Origin of the sequence: Staphylococcus sp. CWZ226, from assembly GCF_018986355.1 — a bacterium.
In the GTDB taxonomy this organism is placed as follows: domain Bacteria; phylum Bacillota; class Bacilli; order Staphylococcales; family Staphylococcaceae; genus Staphylococcus; species Staphylococcus simulans.
Genome location: NZ_JAHMSB010000001.1, coordinates 330,131 through 352,936 on the forward strand (window position 1 = coordinate 330,131; position 22,806 = coordinate 352,936).

The 22,806-nt window shown below is 36.6% G+C and carries 15 protein-coding genes; 5 read left to right on the forward strand and 10 right to left on the reverse strand.

What is annotated here, in order from left to right; all coding sequences use genetic code 11:
* Positions 1–10: 10 nt before the first annotated feature.
* Together opp3C and opp3b are read right to left on the reverse strand one after the other, a co-directional pair.
* Positions 11–1,078 carry an oligopeptide ABC transporter permease gene (gene opp3C / locus KRR19_RS01610; protein WP_002481941.1) on the reverse strand — a complete coding sequence of 356 codons (1,068 nt, stop codon included), beginning with the start codon at positions 1,076–1,078 and terminating at the stop codon, positions 11–13.
* Positions 1,078–2,004: an oligopeptide ABC transporter permease gene (gene opp3b, locus KRR19_RS01615; RefSeq protein WP_023015802.1), complete on the reverse strand. Its 927-nt coding sequence runs from the start codon at positions 2,002–2,004 to the stop codon at positions 1,078–1,080. The genes opp3C and opp3b overlap by 1 nt, the downstream gene beginning before the upstream one ends.
* Positions 2,005–2,289: 285 nt before the next feature.
* Between opp3b and KRR19_RS01620 the strand changes: the two genes are divergently transcribed.
* Entirely contained in the window at positions 2,290–2,664 is a 375-nt protein-coding gene (locus KRR19_RS01620) for a DUF3899 domain-containing protein (protein WP_107578737.1), read from the forward strand.
* A gap of 438 nt (positions 2,665–3,102) precedes the next feature.
* Here KRR19_RS01620 and fabF read toward each other — a convergent pair whose 3' ends face one another.
* Both fabF and KRR19_RS01630 read right to left on the reverse strand, forming a co-directional pair.
* On the reverse strand, positions 3,103–4,347 hold the full coding sequence (gene fabF, locus KRR19_RS01625) for a beta-ketoacyl-ACP synthase II (RefSeq protein WP_002481937.1): 1,245 nt from the start codon (positions 4,345–4,347) through the stop codon (positions 3,103–3,105).
* 11 nt (positions 4,348–4,358) lie between these two features.
* Positions 4,359–5,300, reverse strand: a complete 942-nt coding sequence (locus tag KRR19_RS01630) for a beta-ketoacyl-ACP synthase III (RefSeq protein WP_023015800.1) — start codon at positions 5,298–5,300, stop codon at positions 4,359–4,361.
* Between the two features lie 259 nt (positions 5,301–5,559).
* Between KRR19_RS01630 and KRR19_RS01635 the strand changes: the two genes are divergently transcribed.
* Positions 5,560–5,763, forward strand: coding sequence for a YjzD family protein (locus KRR19_RS01635; RefSeq protein WP_002481935.1), 204 nt, complete (start codon positions 5,560–5,562; stop codon positions 5,761–5,763).
* A gap of 98 nt (positions 5,764–5,861) precedes the next feature.
* Here KRR19_RS01635 and clpB read toward each other — a convergent pair whose 3' ends face one another.
* From clpB to KRR19_RS01650, 3 genes are all read right to left on the reverse strand, one after another.
* The gene (gene clpB / locus KRR19_RS01640) at positions 5,862–8,468 is read right to left on the reverse strand and encodes an ATP-dependent chaperone ClpB (protein WP_216733407.1); all 2,607 of its coding nucleotides are present in this window, start codon (positions 8,466–8,468) and stop codon (positions 5,862–5,864) included.
* Positions 8,469–8,727: 259 nt separating this feature from the next.
* A complete protein-coding gene (locus KRR19_RS01645) occupies positions 8,728–10,581 on the reverse strand; it encodes an acyltransferase family protein (protein ID WP_083309968.1) in 1,854 nt (617 codons plus the stop codon).
* Positions 10,582–10,883: 302 nt separating this feature from the next.
* The gene (locus KRR19_RS01650) at positions 10,884–11,192 is read right to left on the reverse strand and encodes a metal-sulfur cluster assembly factor (RefSeq protein WP_002481879.1); all 309 of its coding nucleotides are present in this window, start codon (positions 11,190–11,192) and stop codon (positions 10,884–10,886) included.
* Positions 11,193–11,421: 229 nt separating this feature from the next.
* On the opposite strand from KRR19_RS01650, the gene KRR19_RS01655 reads away from it, so the two are divergent.
* The 3 genes from KRR19_RS01655 to KRR19_RS01665 all read left to right on the forward strand — a co-directional run bounded on the left by KRR19_RS01655 (position 11,422) and on the right by KRR19_RS01665 (position 14,224).
* A complete protein-coding gene (locus KRR19_RS01655) occupies positions 11,422–12,267 on the forward strand; it encodes a Cof-type HAD-IIB family hydrolase (protein WP_002481878.1) in 846 nt (281 codons plus the stop codon).
* A gap of 104 nt (positions 12,268–12,371) precedes the next feature.
* Complete coding sequence (locus tag KRR19_RS01660) at positions 12,372–13,694, forward strand: CoA-disulfide reductase (protein WP_156666992.1); 1,323 nt, start codon at positions 12,372–12,374, stop codon at positions 13,692–13,694.
* 134 nt (positions 13,695–13,828) lie between these two features.
* Positions 13,829–14,224, forward strand: a complete 396-nt coding sequence (locus tag KRR19_RS01665; protein ID WP_002481876.1) for a YisL family protein — start codon at positions 13,829–13,831, stop codon at positions 14,222–14,224.
* A gap of 175 nt (positions 14,225–14,399) precedes the next feature.
* Here KRR19_RS01665 and KRR19_RS01670 read toward each other — a convergent pair whose 3' ends face one another.
* The 3 genes from KRR19_RS01670 to addB all read right to left on the reverse strand — a co-directional run bounded on the left by KRR19_RS01670 (position 14,400) and on the right by addB (position 22,599).
* Entirely contained in the window at positions 14,400–15,311 is a 912-nt protein-coding gene (locus KRR19_RS01670; RefSeq protein ID WP_002481875.1) for a fumarylacetoacetate hydrolase family protein, read from the reverse strand.
* A gap of 161 nt (positions 15,312–15,472) precedes the next feature.
* A complete protein-coding gene (gene addA / locus KRR19_RS01675) occupies positions 15,473–19,132 on the reverse strand; it encodes a helicase-exonuclease AddAB subunit AddA (protein ID WP_216733408.1) in 3,660 nt (1,219 codons plus the stop codon).
* Complete coding sequence (addB, locus tag KRR19_RS01680; RefSeq protein ID WP_107540184.1) at positions 19,129–22,599, reverse strand: helicase-exonuclease AddAB subunit AddB; 3,471 nt, start codon at positions 22,597–22,599, stop codon at positions 19,129–19,131. Before addB ends, addA begins: the two co-directional genes overlap by 4 nt.
* Positions 22,600–22,806 lie beyond the last annotated feature (207 nt).

A 22,806-nucleotide genomic window follows, 5' to 3' on the forward strand; every position in this document is an offset into this window, starting at 1 on the left:
TTTGCCTCCCTTATTTACGCATTTTCGGATCGAATGCATCACGTAATCCATCACTGAATAAGTAGAAGAATAAAATCAATAAACTTAAAATCAATGCTGGAATAAATAATTCATGTGGATGAATCAATAACATCGCGCGTCCGTCATTTACTAATGAACCAAGTGATGTTTTAGGTGCTGGTACACCGATACCGATGAAGCTTAAGAATGCTTCGAAGAAAATTGCACTTGGTACTGTGAACATTGAAGTTACAACAATTGCTCCTAATGTATTTGGTAAAATATGACGGAAAATCAATTTCCCTTTAGAAGCCCCTAATGTACGTGATGCTAATACGAATTCTTGTCCTTTTAATTTTAAGAACTCACCACGAACAACACGGCTCATGCCAATCCATCCTGTAATGGCCATTGCTAAAATAATTGTCCAAATTGAAGGTTCGAAAATCAATACGAATAAAATTACGACAATCAAGTTCGGAATAGAAGCGATGATTTCTATAATCCGCTGCATGACGTCATCAGTTCGTCCTCCAAAGAATCCGGATATTGCCCCGTAAACTACACCGATAAAGATATCTAATGCGGCGGCAACAACACCGATGAATAATGATACTTGTGCACCTTGCCAAGTACGTGACCATAAGTCACGGCCTAATTGGTCTGTCCCAAACCAGAAGTTCTCTTTCACACCAGCTTCTTTATATGCGTCTTTGCCATCTGCACCTACACCGTCAAACGGTAAGAAAGGTATTTTGTCTAAGACAGGTATTTTTGCTGGTAAGTTTCTGCGGTCTACATCTTGTTCAGCATAATCATGGCTGCTGATTAAAGGACCGACAAGTGCCATGATGATGATTAAAATTAATCCGATCATCCCGACTACTGCAAGTTTATTTCGTCTTAATTGGCTCCAAGCATCTTGCCAGAAGTTTTTACTTTCACGTTGAATTTCTGGTTCTTTATCAATATCTTGTTCTACTAAGATAAAGTCAGGCGCATTCTCGCCATCTGTCGTATGTGATAACGTTGCATTGGAGTAATCTCCATGCAAGTGTTGTTTTTTGTCTTCTGCCATTATTTCTTACCTCCTTGTATCCTAATACGCGGATCGATAATTCCATATAAAATATCCACTATGAAAATCGATACGATGAATAACGTACTGAATAAAAGAGTGGTTGCCATAATGACAGAGAAGTCATTCGTTTGAATCGATCTTACGAACTGATCCCCTAGTCCTGGAACCCCGAAGATATTCTCGATTGTAAGTGTCCCTGTTAAAATTCCAGCTAACATCGGCACGATGATTGTGATAACTGGAATCAACGCATTTCGTAATGCATGGCCGAATAGCACACGCATCATTGAATTCCCTTTGGCTCTCGCAAGTAAAATATAATCAGAACTCAGCACTTCGATCATTTCCGCTCGTATGTATCGTGCGACTGTCGCAAGTACGCCTGCTGAAAGTGCGAGTGATGGCAGAATAGCTGTTGAAATACCTTCCCAACCTGCTACTGGGAACCATCTTAATCTTACTGAGAACACATATTGTAATAATACTGCTAATACGAATGATGGTACTGAAACAGCGATAACTGAAATAACTGTCGCTGAGTAATCCACCCATGTATTTTGTTTTGTTGCTGCTGCAACACCCAAAATCAATCCTAAAACAATCCCGATGACCATCGCCGCAAGTCCCATTTCAATTGACGGAATCAAACGAGGTTGAATTAAATCCCACACTGGTTGGTTATGATATTGGAATGAAACCCCAAAATCTCCTGTGACTACGTTCTTTAAGTAGTGCAAATATTGTACAATGACTGGATCATTCAAACCGTAGGTCTCGTTCAAAATCTCCTTTTGATCTGCGCTTAACTTTGCATCATTAAACGGTGAACCTGGCATCAATTTCATTAAGAAGAAAGTGATAGTCATAATGATAAACAAAGAAATAAGCATGTACCCAAAACGCTTGAGTATATATCTAAGCATTGACAATCCCCCTTATAGATTCAAATTAAACATTCCCTTCTAATTATCAGAAATATTTTAATATTAGTATATCGGTACTTTACATTTAAAATCAACACAATTTTTTGAATAATTTAAATGTTATAACAAAAAGTTCCGTCACACATGTGTAACAAATATAGCAATATCAATAGATTACGTGCTTTTTGTTTCTTGTATTTCTATTAAAAAAACTTTATAGTTATTACTAAATAAATGCTGATGAATTACTTTTAAATTTTTAATGAATCGAGAGGTAATCGTGATATGAATAAACATTTCCGATGGATTTTCTGGGCAATATTCTCACCTGTTTTAAGTTTGATTATTTGGCTATTTCGCGAACATACGTGGACCCAATTTATCGACATCTTATTCATTGTCAGTATGATGCTTTTTATTGTCGGCTTCGTTTTCATCTTAGTTCAAGATGGTATCTTTGATGCGACAAGCTATGGTTTCAGGCGTTTGCGCTACCAAATGTCTAGTGCCAAACATCGTAAAGCACATGTTGATGATGAATTTATTAATCCTAAACAAGTTAAAAGAGAGGTCTATATTGTAGAACGTTGGACGATCTATTTAACTTTAGTCAATGTGGTTTATGTCATTTTATGTTTGCTGGCGACTTTCACTTTTTAACCACAAAAAAACGGCAGAGTGATTTCACTTTGCCGTTTTTTCTACCTATTTAATTGCTAGTTTTATTTACCACTTAATTTCAATTGTCTATTCAGGATATACAAAGGAAACTTTTCACATATTATACATCATTGACAAAATCTAAATTTTTAGTACTAAACAAGAAAATTTAACATAAGTTATTTATCTATTTTTTGTATTTCTTATTAATTTAATACGTTCATTGTAGGGTTTTCAGTGAAATATAGTAATAATCGCATGTCTTTTTGTATATTAAACCTGAAAAATCCATTCGTTTTGTTACACTATCGCATCTGTATATTCAATATGAATGCTCCTGCACAAAATACAATTGTATTTTCAGGAAAGACAAAAGCCAGATATTTGCACTCTGATTTAGAGTCCAAACATCTGGCTTATTTTTAGGTCTATTTAAAATTAGTCTTCAAATTTTTTCAATACTAAAACTGCGTTATGACCACCGAAACCTAAACTGTTACTCATCGCATATGTGATGTCTAAGTCTTGTGCTTCATTTGGCACGAAGTCTAAATCACATTCAGGATCTGGTGTTACCGCATGGATTGTTGGCGCAACTTTACTATCACGAATAGAAAGTGCTGAGAAGATAGCTTCTAAACCACCTGTAGCACCTAATAAGTGGCCAGTCATTGATTTAGTTGAGCTGACTTTTAAGTTTTTCGCAGCATCGCCGAATGTATTTTTAATCGCAAGAACTTCAGTCAAGTCACCTACTGGTGTACTTGTACCATGTGCGTTTAAGTATTGTACATCTTTCGGTTCGATACCTGCATCATCCATCGCAGCTTTCATTGCGCGAGAACCGCCTTCACCCTCAGGCGCTGGTGCAGTGATATGATACGCATCACCTGTTGAGCCATAACCAACGATTTCAGCGTAAATTTTCGCACCACGTGCTTGTGCTGATTCTAACGACTCAAGCACTACGATACCTGCACCTTCACCCATTACGAAGCCATCACGGCCTTCTTGGAATGGACGACATGCTGTTTCTTTGTCATTGTTTGTAGATAACGCACGGCTTGCGCTGAATCCAGCAATTGCCATATGTGTAATCGGCGCTTCACTACCGCCAGTTACCATCGCATCTGCATCACCGCGTTGGATAATTTTAAATGCTTCACCAATTGAGTTAGTACCTGTTGCACAAGCTGTCACTGTTGAACCGTTTGGTCCTTTAGCACCTAAATCAATTGATACTTGGCCTGTTGCCATATCAGGAATCAACATTGGTACGAAGAACGGACTGACACGGCGTGGTCCACGATTTAACAATTGGCTATGTGCCACTTCGAAAGTTTCCATGCCTCCGATACCTGAACCAATCCATACACCGATTCTGTCAGCTGTTTTATCATTAATATCCAACTTCGCATCTTGTACCGCTTCACGTGCCGCTACTACCGCATACTGTGTGAAACGATCCATACGACGTGCTTCTTTTCTATCAATATAATCTTCAACATTGAAGTCTTTTAATTCTCCGCCTAAATGAACATTGTAATCAGATGTGTCAATACGAGTAATCTCATCAATTCCGTTAACACCTTTTAAAGCGTTTTCCCATGACGTTTCTGCATCATTTCCTAATGGAGATAATGCGCCAATTCCTGTAATTACAACGCGTTGCTCTTTGCTCATACCTTATCCTCCTATTTTCCCCATCTTAATGTAATTGCGCCCCAAGTCAGGCCGCCGCCGAAACCGACTAGCACTAAGACATCGCCGTCTTTAATTCTGCCGTTTTCGAGTTCTTGTCCAATACTTAACGGAATAGAAGCCGCTGAAGTATTGCCGAATCTATCTACTGATACACTCATTTTTTCTTTTGGAATACCTAAGCGTTCACGAGCAGATTCCATGATTCTGATGTTCGCTTGATGCGGTACGAACATATCGACATCATCAGCAGTTAATCCGGCTTTATCCACTACATTACGAGAAGCTTCTCCCATAATACGAACCGCAAATTTAAACACTTCACGACCATTCATAAAGATTTTGCCGTTATCGTGGTTCAAGTATAAATACTTGCCGCCACTGCCGTCAGAACCCATTTCGTAGCTTAAGATACCATGTCCTTCAGATACTTCACCGATTACTGCTGCACCTGCACCATCACCGAATAAAATAGCAGTCGAACGATCTGTTAAATCAGTAATTTTAGAAAGTTTATCCACACCGACTACTAAAATATTATGATAGTCACCTGACTGTATGTACTGTTTGGCAGTAATCAAGGAATACATAAATCCTGAACATGCTGCTAATTGATCCATCGTCGCAACTTTTCCTAAACCTAAACGGTCTTGCAACATATTAGCTACAGTTGGAAACGGGAAGTCTCCTGTTGATGTTGCGACAATTACCATATCTATATCTTCAGGTTTAATTCCTGCATCTTCAATTGCTTTCACACTTGCTTCATAAGCAAGATCTGATGTTTCTTCGTCTTCGCCTGCCCATCTACGTTCTTTGATTCCAGTCATTTTAGAAATCCATTCATCAGATGTTTCTAAAAACGATTCAAAATAGGCATTGTCTACTACTTTTTCTGGAACGTAAGTTCCAAAACCTTTAATACCCACATTCATGGTTCTACACCTTCTTAAAAATAATTTTAATACCAGGTATTAATTTATCATATTCTACTTTTTGAATACAAGTGCTTTATTCGTATCCATCATGACATTGCTTACACTATTATAATATTTGAACGCGCGTATCACAATAAATGTGATGTTGTTTCATCTTCTACAACTTGGCTCTTGTGTCGAATTTCCTGATTTCACTATACAAAGCAATCACTCTATTTTATAATTGAACTAAAGATGAAATATGGAGGCACAACAGATGAAATACATTATGGTACTATTCTGGTCTGTTTTGCTGCTTCAAATGGTTAACTTCGTGTTAAACAGTTTAGCCGGCGGCGGAACATTAGATATGGTTCTTCCATTAGTTTTAGCAGTTGTCTTTACACTTGCTATCGTTGCTTTAGACGCACTAATGAAACCTATTAAGCCATCTGCTGCAGAAGAAGACAGTAAACAATAACAGCCCGCATTTCGCATCCAGCAAAAGTTCTTGCTGGATTTTTTATGTATGAAAACAGCCGTATCAAATGCGATACGGCTGTTTCTTTATATTAATCATTATATTTGTGCTTTTTCTACATCAAATTGTAAACCATCATCATCTAAGTCAACTTTAATTGTTGTACCTTCTGGTAATGATTCTTTAATCATCATACGTGCTAATGGCGTTTCAATTTGACGTTGTACAAAACGTTTTAATGGACGCGCACCAAATTGCGGTTCATATGCTTCTTCACCCAACCATTTTTTCGCTGCGTCTGACACTTCAATTGAAATTCGTTGATCTAATAAGCGGATATTCAATTCTGCTAAGATTTTTTCTACAATCAAGCTCATGTCATCTACTGATAATGGGCGGAATAATACAATATCATCCATACGGTTCAGGATTTCAGGTTTGAAGAATTGATTTAAATTATTCATGACTGCTTTTTCTGTGTCTTCTGTAATTACACCTGTTTCTTTCACTTGTTCAAGTAAGATTTGCGAACCAATGTTACTTGTCATAATGATGATTGTGTTTTTGAAGTCTACGTTACGGCCTTTAGAATCTGTTAAGTGACCTTCATCTAATAATTGTAATAACACGTTGAAGACATCAGAGTGTGCTTTTTCTACTTCATCTAATAAGATAACTGAGTAAGGATTACGACGCACTGCTTCTGTTAATTGACCGCCTTCATCATGACCGACATAGCCTGGAGGCGCTCCGATTAAACGAGAGACAGAGTGTTTTTCCATATACTCACTCATGTCGATACGAATCATGTGTTTTTCTGAATCGAATAAGCTAGAAGCTAAAGCTTTCGCAAGCTCTGTTTTACCGACACCTGTTGGTCCTAGGAATAAAAAACTTCCGATTGGACGGTTAGGGTCTTTAATACCTGCACGTGCTCTGATAACCGCATCTGCAACTAAATCAACGGCTTTATCTTGACCTACGACACGTTCATGCAAGATATCGTTTAAGTGTAGTAATTTGTCACGTTCACTTTCCACTAATTTTGTAACTGGAATACCTGTCCATTGACTGACGATATCTCCGATTTCTTCATCTGTCACAATTTCACGGATAATACGTTCTTCATCACCAACTTGATCATCTTGGAACGCATCTTCTAATTCACGTAATTCTTTTTCTAATTGAGGAATTTTACCGTGTTGCAATTCCGCTGCTTTTTCAAGATTATAGTTATTTTCAGCATCTTCTAATGCTTTACGGCTTTCATCAAGCTCTGCTCGTTTTTCTTGTAGTTTCGCAATTTTTTCTTTTTCTTGTTCTACACGAGATTGTAACGCTGCTTGTTTTTCTTTTTCATTTGAAAGCTCTTCTTGAAGTTCTTTCAAACGTTGTTGGCTGACACTGTCTGATTCATGTTGTAGCGCATTTTCTTCAATTTCTAACTGCATTACACGACGGTTGACTTGGTCGAGTTCTGTTGGGTTAGAACCCATTTCTGTACAAATTGTCGCACATGCTTGGTCTACTAAGTCAATTGCTTTATCTGGTAAGAAACGATCTGTGATATAACGATCTGATAATTCTGCCGCAGCAACTAATGCACGGTCTTGAATACGTACACCATGATACACTTCATAGCGTTCTTTCAATCCACGTAAAATAGAGATCGTATCTTCTACATCAGGTTCAGACACGTTTACTTTTTGGAAACGACGTTCTAATGCTGAGTCTTTTTCAATATATTCACGATACTCATTTAAAGTTGTTGCACCGATACAGTGTAATTCACCACGTGCTAACATCGGTTTCAACATGTTGCCTGCATCCATCGCACCATCTGTTTTACCTGCACCGACTAGCATATGCAATTCGTCGATAAAGAGAATAATACGACCGTCAGCATCTTTAATTTCTTTTAAGACTGCTTTTAAGCGTTCTTCGAATTCACCACGGTATTTTGCACCAGCCACTAATGCGCTTAAGTCTAATTCGAAGATTGTTTTATCTAATAAGGATTCCGGCACGTCTTTTTTCACAATTCGTTGTGCTAATCCTTCAACAATCGCAGTTTTACCGACACCTGGTTCCCCGATTAAGACAGGGTTATTTTTCGTTTTACGACTTAAGATACGAATCGTATTACGAATTTCTTCATCTCTTCCGATAACTGGATCCATATTTCCTTGTCGGACTTCTTCTACTAAATCACGACCATATTTTTCAAGTGCTTCATAGTTCGCTTCTGGATTTTGTGATGTCACGTGATTTCCTCCTCTGATCTTCTTAATAATTTCTTTGATTACTTCATTTTTATTTCCGACGTATGATTTAGTTGTCTCATCAACTTCCATGGCTGCTAACAACACATGTTCCATTGATACAAACTCATCATCATAGTCTTTCATAATAGCTTCTGCTTTATTAAAAAGCGTATTGGTTTCATTGCCGATATATTGACCATATTGAATATTATCGCCTTTAACTGTCGCATGGCGTTTTAATTTTGAATCATATGCGTTCGCTAACTCACTCGTATCAATATTGGCACGTTCTAATACACTATTAAATAAACTATCTGTTTCTTTTAAGGCAGCTAATAACACCGCTTCTATTTCTACATTTTGTTGTTCATAGTCTTGTGCAAGTTGAATCGCTTGTTGTAACGCTTCTTGCACGGCATAGGTCATCTTATTTGCATCCATTCTCTTCACCTCTGTTACTCAGTATGCTTGCAAGTCCTTTTGACTTTGACTTTCTTTGACCTTATACATAGTATAGAGCATCGACCCTTTATTTTTCAACTTATAACGCTTCGTTTCAGTAAATTTTTCTCTTCTTTTTAAATCATTATTCATATGCTTTACCACAAAACTTTTACCTATAACAAACTCACTCTAAATATAAGAAAAGAACTGAAATCAGCGTTCATTTTCCGATTTCAGTTCTTGTATTCGTTTCTATTTACTTGTCTTTTTTACTGAGACCCATTGTTTTAATGATTTCATCAGATAATGCTTTAACACCTGGATACTCTAAATGAATACCGTCATATGCGAAGTATTCAGGATGTCCTGCAGAACGTTTATACCAATCTACGAGTTTAACGTTTTTATGTTCTTTAGCCGCTTCTTTCATCAATTGGTTAACGTGTCCTTCATAAGAACGCGGCACACGTGTGTTGACTAAATAGATGTCCGCTTTACCGAATGATGCGATGACATCATCTAATTGTTCTTTATTGAAGTCACCATTCGTACCTAATTCAATAATGACTTGGTCGCCTTTTTTATTATAGTGACTGTAATTTTGTTCGATTAATGGTTTAGCTTGGTACATATTACGTCCGACTTTACCATCAATGACTGAATGCGGTACTTGTTCTTTAAAGCGTTCACCAATATCTACCATAACAGAGTCACCGATTAATAAAGGTTTCACTTTATTGTATACTTCAACTTGTTCTTCTGGCTGCTTACCGCCGCCATTGCCTAAGAAATCAATTTTGCCATACGGCACTGGGCGTACCACATATTTATCAATTGAATTTGTATTGAATTGAGTCGCTTTATCCGCAGTTTTATCTTTACCGTAATGATCAAAGACACCTGCTAAAATTACCGCAAACGGAATCGCAATGACTAATAATGCCAGCCAATGAACCCAAATACGTTTTGATTTCGTTCTAAATGACAACATTTTGAAGCCTTGTTTTCTAAATGGTGTTTCAACATAACGATAAGACACTTCGGCCATAATGAATGTTAAAACAACATCTACGACATACACCCATACTGGAATTTGTCCTGCTACAAAGTAGCGATGCAATAATACGATAATTGGGAAATGCCATAAATATAAACTATATGAGCGTTGTCCGATATATACAAATAATGGATTGCCCATAAAGCGTGCTAATAAGCCGCTCGGATGTACCACACTTGCAATTAAGAAGAGTGTAATCCCTGAAATCAAGTAGAAACCACCGTTATAAATCCAGTAACTTTGGTCTTCTACAACGACAAATAAAGCCATTAAAATTGCTAATGAGATAACTCCCATCAAATCAACTGACATACGTACCGCAAGTGGTGGATCTTTTCTCAAACGGTTCGGCGGCCATAAAAATGCAAGAATGACACCGAGTAATAACGTTTGCAAGCGTGTATCTGTACCGAAGTACACACGTGAGAAGTTCATGCCAGGATGTGTAATCCACACCATTGCTAATAATGAAGCTAATGAGATAATCCAAAATATCAATACAATTTGTTTATGTTTCTTAACTTTAGCCAGTAATAAAATCAAAACTAAAGGAAAGAATAAATAGAATTGTTCTTCAATCGCAAGAGACCATAAATGTTTTAAAGGTTCAAATGAAAATTGGTCGAAATAATTGACATCTTTAGCGATATACCACCAGTTAGAGACGTAAAAAATAGCCGCAATCGCATCTTGTTTAACACGAAGTATTTCATCTCTTTGGAATAACAACGTGAATATCGTAGTTACACTGACCACAAATAACATTGCTGGAATCAAACGTTTAATACGTCTGTACCAGAAGCGCTTTAAACTGATCGTTCCTGTTTGATGATGTTCTATTAATAAAAGACTTGTGATTAAATATCCAGAAATAACAAAGAACGTATCTACACCAAGAAATCCGCCTGAAAGCCATTGTTTATTTAAATGGTAGATAAGAATACCGAGCACAGCAATTGCCCTTAACCCATCTAAACCAGGCATATAGTTCATTTTTTTAGGTTTTTCAGGTGATGCACTGTTCTGAGCTGAACTGCGTTTCAAATTAGTCATGCATTTACCTTTCTTTCTGATTTAAGATTTTGCGTGGTTCATTGTGCTCTATGTATGTGACAGAACACGTGAGTGTCATAATTACCAATTGTAATATTAATGTAATATTCTTGCAATATCAAGATATTTTATAGTTATTTGAATAAATCTTTTATTTAGCATGAATCGCACAACTCATTTATAACAATTTTGTGAACAAGTACAATTCGGGATAAAAAAAACGACTTATCGTCTTCAGCTATTTTTCATTAGCTTTAAACAAATAAGTCGTTTCATTTCTTATATCATTGGCATGATATCTCTTAGCTCACGCCTAAAGCGATTTTCGCATAGCGTGACATCATATCTTTATTCCATGGCGGATTCCAAACAACATTCACTTCAGTATCTTGAATTTCTGGAATTTCTGCAAGCGCCATTTTGATTTGTTCAATAATTTGCGGTCCTAAAGGACAACCCATTGATGTTAGTGTCATCTCTACTTTACATAAACCATCGTCTTCGAGATTGACTTTATATACTAAACCTAAGTTGACGATATCAATGCCGAGCTCAGGGTCAATTACGTTTTCTAATGCACCTAAGATATTATCTTTTAATGCTTCATCCATTATATTCACCTCTTTTATGCAATTATGGTTATTATCAATATATCAAATATCCGACAAAACTCCAATAAAATGCTATTATAGGAATACATTCACAAAAAAATGAATCAGCCTATTTATAGACAATGTTTCATATAAGGAGATTGAGCAGTGTTTATACTCAATTCATCCATTTCATGCGTCAAACCGCATTTAGATTTATTTATCAACTTAAGCACAAGGAGATTATACTATGGAACCTTATTTAATTTGTTTAGATTTAGACGGAACATTATTAAACGATGAAAAAGAAATTTCACCATATACATTTAAAGTTTTACAAACGTTAAAAGAACAAGGCCACCATATCATGATTGCGACAGGCAGACCTTTCAGAGCCAGTCGTCCTTATTATGACCAATTAGGCTTAAATACGCCGATTGTCAACTTCAATGGCGCCTATGTTCATAATCCGACAGATGCTGACTTCCCTGTCACACATGAGACATTAGATCCAGACTTGGCCTCAAGTATTATTGACGCATTACGTAATATGCAGGTAAAAAATATTATCGCAGAAGTAAAAGACCATGTCTTTATCGATACGTACGATGAACATCTATTCGAAGGTTTCTCTATGGGCAATCCTAAAATTGAGACTGGAGATATCGTCAGCCAATTAAATGAATCACCGACTTCTATTTTAATCGAAGCCGAAGAGCATATGATTCCAAGAGTAAAACAAATGTTGTCACGTTTCTTCGCAGAAAGTATTGAACATCGCCGCTGGGGTGCGCCATTCCCAGTTATAGAGATTGTTAAACGGGGTATAAGTAAAGCGAGAGGAATTGATAGTGTGAAAGATGCACTCGGTGTAGACCGTAATCACATTATCGCTTTCGGCGACGAAGATAACGATACCGAAATGATTAAATACGCGAAACATGGCGTAGCGATGGATAACGGCTTAGATGAACTGAAACACATCGCAAAAGAAACAACTTATTCTAACAACCAAGACGGTATCGGCCGTTATTTAAATGACTTTTTCAGTTTAAATATTCCTTATCAAGAAAACGCAAACGTGCATTCTTGTTAATATAAATCTTATCAATTCAAGGTTTGCAAGTGTTTTAAAGACAATCTATTATGACACTTTGTATCAACCTTGTTTTTTTATTACATCATATTGGAGGTAAAAACATGACACATATTATTATTGTCGGCGGTGTCGCTGGCGGCGCAACAGTCGCAAGCCAATTACGCCGATTAAATTCAGACTATAAGATAACGGTGTATGAGAAAGATCGCGATGTGACTTTTGCGAACTGTGGTCTTCCCTATTATTTAGGCGGTATTATTCCAGATCGTTCGCAATTGCTCAATTACACACCTGAAGGTTTAAAAGAACAAAAAGATATCGATGCACATGTCTATCACGAAGTCACACATGTTGATCCTTCTAAAAAAGAAGTGACAGTCAAAAACAGAGAGACTGGCGAAACATTCACAGACAATTACGATAAATTAATTTTAAGTCCAGGTTGTCGCGCAAACTCACTCCCACTGGACACTGATATGGCCTTTACACTACGTAACCTAGAAGATACAGATGCGATTGAAAACTACATTAAACAAAATAATGTTAAAAAGGTGCTGATTGTCGGTGCCGGCTACATTTCATTAGAAGTCTTAGAAAACTTATATCATCACGGTTTAGAAACGGTATTAATCCACCGCTCAGATAAAGTCAATAAATTCATGGATCAAGATATGAACCAAGTGATTTTCGATGCGATGGATGAACGCAAAATTGATTATCGACTCAATGAAGAAATTGACACTGTAGAGGGTAAAACGGTGCACTTCAAATCAGGTAAACAAGAAGACTTCGACATGATTATTGAAGGTCTCGGAATTGTACCGAACAATGAATCATTTAAAGATACTGACATCAAATTAGATGACGATGGTTATGTCCCTGTCAACGCATACTTCCAAACGAACTTTGAAGACATTTATGCGATTGGCGACATTGCCTCTTACTATTATCGTCATGTTGACTTACCAACACGTGTACCGCTAGCTTGGGGTGCACATCGTGCTGCCAGCATTGTAGCACAACATATCGCTTTAAACAGTGCTCCGCCATTTAAAGGCTTCTTAGGCGCAAATGCGGTGAAATTCTTTGATTATACTTTAACGAGTGTCGGTATCTCACCAAACGAATTGAAACACTTTAATTATGGTATGACTGAAAATGAACAATACAACCATGCCAGCTACTTCCCTGGCGCAGAACGTGTCCATTTACGTGTCTATTTCGACAAAGATACACGTCGTATTTTACGCGCTGCCGCAGTCGGTAAAGCAGGTGCAGATAAACGTATTGATGTACTATCTATGGCCATGCAAAACAATATGACCATTGATGAACTAACTGAATTTGAACCAGCTTATGCGCCGCCTTATAGTTCACCTAAAGATATTATTAATATGGTGGGTTATAAAGCGCAATCTAAATAATATATATTATTTAGAGAAAATCCATAAAACCATCAAGTATTCAAAAATAAATTCAAAATAATTATAATCATTATAATTAAGCTAAGGTTATATGTTATCATAGATACGGAATATTGAAGAAATGGGGAAGTTACATGTTACATTTACACATTTTCAGCTGGGTCATCGGTATCATTTTATTTATCGCAGCTTATTTCAGTTTTAAATCACCCGGTGCACCTAAGAAAGCTTACAAACCGTTGCACATGGCATTACGTTTGTTCTTAGTACTGATCTTATTCAGTGGTGTGTGGCAAGTTGTTGTAGAATTCGCTACTGCAACAGGTAGTGCACATATGTTACTCACATTAAAAATGATTTGCGGTATCGCAGTTGTTGCTTTAATGGAAGTGACATTAATCCGTAAAGAACGTTCAGTTTCACACACAGGTTTATTCTGGGGTACGATTGTTCTAATCATTATCACAATGGCATTAGGCATTATCTTACCAGAAGGACCAATCTCAAGCCTATTCGGCATTGGTAATTAATAAACTATTTAAAGCTCGTCACTACATGTGATGAGCTTTTCTTATTGCTTTTAAACTTTAAGTGAAAATTAATTTTTCTATTTTGGATATTAAAAGACCCGAGTTGAAACAAATTCATTTCAACTCGGGCTTTATTATAATAATATGCTTAATTAAAAAGCATGATAATTATTAATTACTCTTCTTCTTTAGAGATAAAGTTAGTTAAAGTACCGATATTATCGATTGTAACTTTAACTTCATCACCAGGTTGTAGATATTGAGGCGGATTCATACCTGCCCCAACACCTGATGGTGTACCTGTCGCAATGATATCACCTGGATGTAAAGCAACAAATTTAGAGATTTCTGCGATCAATTCATCAATTTTAAGAATCATTTGACTTGTATTGCCATCTTGACGAATTTCATTGTTTACTTTTGTGACGATATTTACGTCTTCAGGTGTCGGTAATTCATCTTTAGTAACGATATAAGGACCCATTGGGCAACCGCCAGTTAAGCTTTTAGATAAAAAGGCTTGGTCTTGTTGACGTTGTGCTGTACGGTCTGTGATATCGTTAATGATTGTATAACCGTATACATAGTCTAATGCTAAACCTTTAGGAATTTTCTCGCCTGATTTACCGATAACAACCCCTAATTCACCTTCATAATCCAATGTATCTGTAATATCTTTATGGTTAGGAATTGTTGATTCATCACCTGTTAAAGATGATGCTGCTTTTGTGAACACGTATAAGCGTTCTACACTATGATTCAATTCATCCGCATGCTCTTTATAGTTACGTCCGAATGCAATCACATTGTTCGGCGGTGTCACAGGTGGTAAAAATTCTAAGTCTGCAAATTGTACTTTATAGTCTTCTGAATTTGGACTATCTGTTGCTGCGACAACTGCTTTACGCACTTGCTCTTGGAAATCTAATGTATGGTTTTGTTCTAAACCTTCTAATAAAGTCTTAGGATGGAAGTCGCCTTCACCAAAATCTGCGAAAACTTTTCTTAAATCCCAAGCTGCTTCTTCACGTTTTACTTTCACACCATACGATGTTTCATCATTATATTTGAATGATAAAAATTTCATTCAATATCAGCTCCTCATCTCAATCTTAATTTACATTATAACTGTATTTTCAGAAAAATAACAAATATTTAATAAACACTTCCAAATATAGGGAGTGATAATATGAAAATACAAACTAAACGTCTAATCCTCTTAATTATCTCTACCCTGTCCATTTGGAATTAATGCGAAGTGTCATCTAATCTTAATTCACCGTATTGGAAGAAATACAGCGAACCTTTGACTTTCGTGTTTAAAATCGTCTCAAGTGCGGCTTGATAATAGTACATTTGTACTTTATAACGCGCTTTTAATTTTTCGCCGACTTCTTCATCTGTTTCACTTTTTCGTTGGTTAAAGGCGTCAGTTTTATAGTCCACAAAGTAATACTGATTATCTTGTCGGTAAATCAAGTCAATCATCCCTTGGATAATAGAAACATCTTCATTTTGATCCATTTCGTGATCAACTTTACTTTGGTTGACCACAAAAGGTACTTCGCGCATAATCTGATCACTTTGCGCAATCTTCATATAAAGATCACTATTGATGAATTTAACAACTTCTTTCATACGAATGTCTTGTTTCGCATCATCTTCGATAATATTCTTCTCAATCAAATGATCAATATATTGATCTAATTCATCTTCAGTCATACGCTCAGTTTTAAACGGTAAATGCTGCATCACTGTATGCATCAATGTTCCGATTTCATTAGCTTTACGTTTTTGATGTTGACGTAAAAATTGCGGACGTTCATAAGTCGAAGCACCTAAACGGTATTGGCGGACACGTTCATAACTTGTGCCGCTTTCTTCTGTTTCTAACTGACGTTTCAATTCAGATACAGATTGTTTCGTCGGTTTGACCATATCTTTTTGATATGGATATTCAAACGCTAATTGTTGTTCAATTTGACGTTCTACTTCTGGTTGACCAGACTGATAATCAATAATATCTGCCACCGTACGATAATCTTCTTTGTCTTCTTCTGTTTCATCTGGTTTGATATCACTATAATCATCGATTTGAATTTCTACTTTAGGTTGAAGCGGTAATGCTAAATCATTAATATCTTGTTCAAATTTCAAATCATTAGTAATACTGTGAGATTGATGTTTCGCATAAATCGGATAAATCAGTTCAAATGGCGTTTTCGCACTCAAACGGTAACTAACAGGCAATTTATCTCCTGCAATCGCTGTACCAACCATTTTATCTAATGCTTGTTCGCTCTTCACACGTCCAATTAAGAATAATTGCTCTTTGGCTCTTGTTAAGGCTACATACATTAAACGCATTTCTTCAGAAATGATTTCATTTTCATTAATGGCTTTAAGTGTCACAGAGGCAAGTGATGGGAACGTGATATCTAGTTCAGTATCAAAGTAAGTCAAACCTAATCCGTATTTTTGATTTAAAATCACTGGTTGACTTAAATCCTGTTTATTAAACTGTTTACTTAATCCAGAATAAATCACAAATGGGAACTCTAAACCTTTACTAGAGTGAATGGTCATCATACGTACCACATCATCATTCGGACCAACGACATTCTCTTCACCGAAGTCTTGACCTCTTTCGATTAATTCATCAATAAATCGAATAAACTGGAAGAGTCCTCTGAAGCTGGATTTCTCGAATTCTACAGCTTTATTGAATAAACCATAAAGGTTTGCACGTCTGCCTTTACCGCCGATTAAGCCACTGAAATATTGAATCACAAAGCGATCATTGTAGAAGCGGTCAATCAATTGATAGACCGGATGTTTTAAACTGAACGCTTGATAAAATGCTAAATCATCTAAGAAGTCTTGAAGTTTTTGAACTAAGCGCACATCCGCTTCTTCACTCTGCATATAATGCTGAATCGATTGATAGAAATAATCATCATTCGGACTGACAATACGAATACTTGCGAGTTCATCTTCTGTAAATTGATAGATAACAGAACGCATCAGACCGACTAAATAGATGTCTTGAAGCGGGTTATCTACCGTTCTTAAGAAAGATAAGACCAGTCTGACTTCAGTTTGTTCAAAGTACCCTTCTTTACTATTTACATGAAACGGAATATCTCGGTCTTTAAACACCTGCTGCAATGCACGAGAACGACTATATCCACGCTCTAAAATCACAATATCTTTATACGTCGGTTTACGATAAGTCTTGTTCTTAATGTCATAGACTTCATGTTGATTTAAAATGGTTTCAACTTGATCTGCAATATATTCCGCTTCTTGTTCATCACCTGTAAGTTCAGATTCTGCTTCTTCTACTAAAACATTTAAATGTAATGGATGCGGTCTATCATCAAACGGTGCACCGAAATACAATTGTGCCGCTTCATCGTAAACAATCTCACCGACTGCTTCATCCATCATATGCTTAAACAAATAGTTGGTTGTAGATAATACTTCAGGTCTAGAACGGAAGTTTTGCGATAAATCAATGCGCATGCCAGAACTGCCATCTATATTGAAACGATTGTATTTTTCAATAAACAAACTAGGATCCGCTTGTCTGAACTTATAAATCGATTGTTTCACGTCACCAACCATGAAGAGATTACCATTTGTTTCGTCGCCGCGTTTCAAACAACTTAAAATCTGTTCTTGTACGCGGTTGGTATCTTGATACTCGTCCACTAAGATTTCGTCGAAGCGGTCACGGTAATGGCGTGCAATTTCAGTCGGATTCCCTGCTTCATCCATTAAAATTTGCAACGCAAAGTGTTCATAGTCAGAGAAATCTAAGATATTACGACTACGCTTTTTGAGGCTGAACTGTTCAATCACATCTTGTGTAATCTGTGCTAATACCGCTACCCTAGGTGCTAGCGTCTGCATATCTGCTTTTAAATCTTCTGCTGAACGTGAGAAATAATCTTTTTTCACTTTCTCAACTGCTGCTTTATAGTCATCATAATATGATTTTGCGAGTTTTAAGCCGTCTTCAAAGCCTTCATTCGCTTCTTTAAGCTTCTTGGTAATACTTGGAAAACGCTTTGGCAATTGATGTTCACTGATTAACTCAGTGTTTAACACATCTCCTTCCATAGCACGTGCTAAAAACGCACGCTCACCTTCAACCACTTCTAAATGTTTTTCAACACCTGCGAATTCATGGTATAAGTCGTAACTCTTATTTAAATTTTCAAGTGCCGTATACATATAGACTTTCGCAATATTAATCAATAAGTCTAAGTACTCATCTTGAGTGTCAGTATTGTTATAAGGTTCTACTAATGATGACAGCCAAGCCATCGGTTGTGGATTCGCAACTGAGAAATAATACAGATTCTTAATGATTTTTCTGAACTTGTCATCACTTCTATCAGAAGATAAATGTTCTGTTAAATCAATAAAGGCTGGATCTAACGCATCATAATATTGTTCTAATACTTCATCTATAGTTTGTTCTAAGAGTAAGATGTTTTCAGCCTCACTGCTGGTTCTGAAATTCGGATCAATTTCTAGCACATCATAATGTTGCTGGATAAGTTTTAAACAAAAACTATGCAACGTCGAAATTTGAGCTTGATGAATTTTAACGCGTTGATTTTTCAAGTGTGTATTACTTGGATTTTCTAAAGATGCTTGTTGGATACGTTGTTCGACGCGGTGCTTCATCTCACGTGCACTTAAATTGGTAAACGTCACAACTAATAAACGGTCAACATCAACCTCATCACGTAAGATACGTTGAATAATTCTTTCAACCAATACAGCCGTTTTACCAGAACCCGCTGCAGCTGCTACTAAAGTATCTTGGCCTTTCGCGTAAATACTTTTCCATTGGCCGTCTGTCCAAATCACATCATTCGGTTTTTCTGGTATCATGCGTCATCCTCCTCTTCTTCTGATGCTACTTTCAATAATTCTATCGGGTTGATCGTTTCATCTACTGTACGATAACGTTTACTGTCAATCATGCCGTCCACATGACACACGGAACGATAATTACAAAAACGACACGGTAATTTTTGGTCATATTTCATCGGAGCGACCTCCGTATGGCCATCCATAATATCAGATGCAATTTGTGTGAAGTTCTGCTTATTATGTTCAATAAATTTATAAATTGTATCTGTATCTGCGACTGGATTGCTTTTACCTAATGCGCCGCTTTTCAACATATTCAACGGAACAATATCAGAAGTAAATTGAGGTTCTAAGCGTGAATCTTCTGCCTCAATCACATCTGGATCATTGTTGACCAAGCCGCTTAATCTAAAGGATTTCAATAATTCTTTTTGACGTTTCTCTTCATCAATATCTGCCCAATTTGAGAACTTTACACGTGGTTCATGGACATGGAAATAAAGTAAGCCGCCAGGTTCAGTTTGTGCTGCTAAGTTTAGTCTTTCTTTATTTTGAAGCACGACATCCATATACGTCATCATCTGCATTTGGAGTCCATAATACACTTTAGTTAAATCTAATTCTGAACTGCCTTCTGATGACTTGTAGTCGATAATATTCACAAAACTGCGGTCTTGGTTCGTATACGTGTCAATACGGTCGATTTGGCCACGGATATTAATCGGTATGCCTTGTGTTGTATATAACGCTTCTGCTTGAAGCTGATCTGGATTTTTCGGTTTTCTTCTAAATGATTTTTCAAACGCTTGAGGTCTGAATTTAGAGAAACTGCCTTGGTATTTCAACGCAGTCAATGTAGATTGAACAATCGCACCGATACGTTGAGACATATAACGATAATGCGCAGTAGAATTCAATAGATTGTATTGCACTGTCGGCAATATTTGTTCTAAAGCTTCTGTTGTTAATTGCCGTATCTGTTGATTTGTCAGGTTTTTGAAATCCCCTTGAACTTTATCCGCAATATATTTTAAAACCGCATGGAAGATATCTCCTAAATCAAAGTTCTCTAGTTTATATTTTGTACGTTCGTTCAAGCGTAAACCATGAGAGGCATAGTGTTTGAATGGACAATTTTGGTAACCTTCAAAACGCGATACACTGGCATTAATAGTTGACCCATACAAATCTTTTGTTTGTGTTTCATTCAGTTGTACGGTTTTATTATCATACGTCAATGCAGATGTCAGATAGTTTAAACCTTGTTTCAATTTATCGTGATGCATCATTGCTTGATACGCATCTAACCAAGACTCTGCGGTTAATTCATGATGCAACCAACTTTGAAGAGCTTCAAATAGATTGATTTTTGTTTGATGTGGGTGTTCCATTAACGTTAATGGATTTTGTTGTGCAATAAAGGCGATATTTTGCACCTCTAAATTCGTATATAAATCTTTGATACTTTGGATAAATGGACTTGCTTCTTTTTCATCATTATTTAAGCCCATTAAGCTATATGAGAACGTCACATAAGTAGTTGCACGTGTCATCGCAATATAGCACACAAAGGCTTCATCCATTTGTAAGATATCTGCTGTCGGACTCAGTTCTAATTGCGTTTCTTCTTGGAAGTATTTTTTCTCTTCATCACTGATTAAGCTTGAATTAGAGATTGCTTGGGGCATAATGCCGTCATTCATACCCACAATATAGACATGCGTTTTATTATCTACTTTTGCTAAGTCCATCGTACCGATAGACACTTGGTCTAAAGTTTGTGGAATCATGACGAATTCTAATTGTTCTAAGCCGACATCGAATAATTCTAAGAAGCGTTTTTGTGACATTTCAGTATCTCCAAAGACTGTCGCAAGATCATCTAATGTTTGAATCAAACCATTCCAAACTTGATCAAGTTCTTCAGCTTGTTGATGTTTGCCTGCTAAATCTAACTCATCACGTTCAGTCATTAATTGACTCGGTAAATTAAAGGCTTCGCATACTTTATAGAAAGCAGCCGCAAATTCTACTGCGGTATGTGCTTCACTTAAAGCTTGTTCAAATTTTAAAATATGATGCATCACAAAATCTTTTAAATCAATGACACGACGATACACTTCTTCTGTTTCTTCTGTCATCGGTTGGCGCTTTAAGCCCATTTGATTAAATTGTTCGATTTTGAAGTAGCTGTCATCTATCCAACGCTTTCCATAAATACCTCTTTCTAAGACAAAGTTTTCTAAGATATCTGTAAGGTAACGGCTATCTTCGTATTTACGTGTCAGCACTTGTGTTTTAAATAAGCGCATCAATGGTTCAAAACTCCATTTTGTTTCGATAACTTCAATGAGTGAACGTAGCATCTCCATCACTGGATGATGCGTCATAGATTTTTTTGTATCAATATTAAATGGAATATCGTATTCAGGCATGACACTTTCCATTAAATGCGCGTAGGCTTCATCACGGTAGAGAATAGCGACGTCTTGGAAGCGAATATTTTCTTCACGTGCTTTACGAATAATATCTCGCGCAATCGCATTCACTTCTTCACGTACATTAGAAGCTTCTAAAATATTAACGTGTCCATTGTTTGGTTGCGGATTAACTTGAAGTGCGTCAAATTGTGTTTCTAATTGGTTTAAATCTGAATTGTCGAAACGATATTGTGTCGTAAACAGACGTTGGTTCAAGTTAATATTTAATCGATTCGCAATCTCTTCTAAATGCGTTAATACAGATGATGTCTTTCTAAATAAACTAAATGGGTCTTTATTGCCATCAGTTGTCAGTAAAACATTTACAGACTTGGCATGTTTAACTAATGTTTCAATCATTAAATACTCAAGTGTTGAGAAGTTATGGAAACCATCTATGTATATCTCAGCATGTTTTAACCACTCAGAGTTTTCCATACATTCTACAAACTTATAAAGTGTATCTTCTGAAGAAACAAAGTTGCCTTTTAATCGTTCTTCTAAATGATGATAAACTAACGCAATATCATGCAGCTTATCTTGTGTTCTCGGTTGAAGCTGATTTTCAGCGATAAATAAATCTAATTGGTCAGGTGTGACCGCATACTTTTTAAAGTCTTGGATTTGTTCTGTCAATTTAGAACTGAAACCATAATACTTAACTTGCGATTGGTATAAATTTAATGATTTACGTTGGTCTTGCAAGATATCAAAGACCATCATTTCCATAGCACCTTTTGAAACGTAATCTTCTGTCAGACCACCGATTTCTTGAAAGATTCTATGACTGAGTCGTTCAAAGTGAAGGACTTCTGCACGTAAACTCCCGTTTAACTCTGGATCTTTCACAAAGTCTTGTTCAATTTGGAATGTACTTTGTGTCGGCGCAATGATAATAATCGGATCACCTAAAGGGTCTTGTTTCATTTTTTGTTTGATTTCGTCTAACATCGCATGGGATTTTCCAGTTCCCGCGCGACCGATATATGCGTTAAATTCAGTCACCTTTCTCACCTCTTTGTCATTTATTGTAGCACATATGTTCTCATAGTTTCGTGCTTCTTCCCTTATGAATGTAAAAAGAGGGCTCTATACTATTTAGGACTGGTGATAATCACTAGTCCTATTTTTGATACAAAAAAAGCGCAATTATCTCTATAATTAGAAGTATCCTACAACCAATAATTAAGGAGATAATGCGCCTATGTCTAA

What these genes read in the sequence shown, in the direction of transcription:
- KRR19_RS01635 (WP_002481935.1), top strand. Translation starts at nt 5,560, where the DNA reads ATGAAATACATTATGGTACTATTCTGGTCTGTTTTGCTGCTTCAAATG.
- KRR19_RS01655 (WP_002481878.1), top strand. Translation starts at nt 11,422, where the DNA reads ATGGAACCTTATTTAATTTGTTTAGATTTAGACGGAACATTATTAAAC.
- KRR19_RS01630 (WP_023015800.1), bottom strand. Translation starts at nt 5,300, where the DNA reads ATGAATGTGGGTATTAAAGGTTTTGGAACTTACGTTCCAGAAAAAGTA.
- KRR19_RS01650 (WP_002481879.1), bottom strand. Translation starts at nt 11,192, where the DNA reads ATGGATGAAGCATTAAAAGATAATATCTTAGGTGCATTAGAAAACGTA.
- KRR19_RS01665 (WP_002481876.1), top strand. Translation starts at nt 13,829, where the DNA reads ATGTTACATTTACACATTTTCAGCTGGGTCATCGGTATCATTTTATTT.
- KRR19_RS01620 (WP_107578737.1), top strand. Translation starts at nt 2,290, where the DNA reads ATGAATAAACATTTCCGATGGATTTTCTGGGCAATATTCTCACCTGTT.
- fabF (WP_002481937.1), bottom strand. Translation starts at nt 4,347, where the DNA reads ATGAGCAAAGAGCAACGCGTTGTAATTACAGGAATTGGCGCATTATCT.
- KRR19_RS01660 (WP_156666992.1), top strand. Translation starts at nt 12,372, where the DNA reads ATGACACATATTATTATTGTCGGCGGTGTCGCTGGCGGCGCAACAGTC.
- KRR19_RS01670 (WP_002481875.1), bottom strand. Translation starts at nt 15,311, where the DNA reads ATGAAATTTTTATCATTCAAATATAATGATGAAACATCGTATGGTGTG.
- opp3b (WP_023015802.1), bottom strand. Translation starts at nt 2,004, where the DNA reads ATGCTTAGATATATACTCAAGCGTTTTGGGTACATGCTTATTTCTTTG.
- KRR19_RS01645 (WP_083309968.1), bottom strand. Translation starts at nt 10,581, where the DNA reads ATGACTAATTTGAAACGCAGTTCAGCTCAGAACAGTGCATCACCTGAA.
- opp3C (WP_002481941.1), bottom strand. Translation starts at nt 1,078, where the DNA reads ATGGCAGAAGACAAAAAACAACACTTGCATGGAGATTACTCCAATGCA.
- clpB (WP_216733407.1), bottom strand. Translation starts at nt 8,468, where the DNA reads ATGGATGCAAATAAGATGACCTATGCCGTGCAAGAAGCGTTACAACAA.
- addA (WP_216733408.1), bottom strand. Translation starts at nt 19,132, where the DNA reads ATGATACCAGAAAAACCGAATGATGTGATTTGGACAGACGGCCAATGG.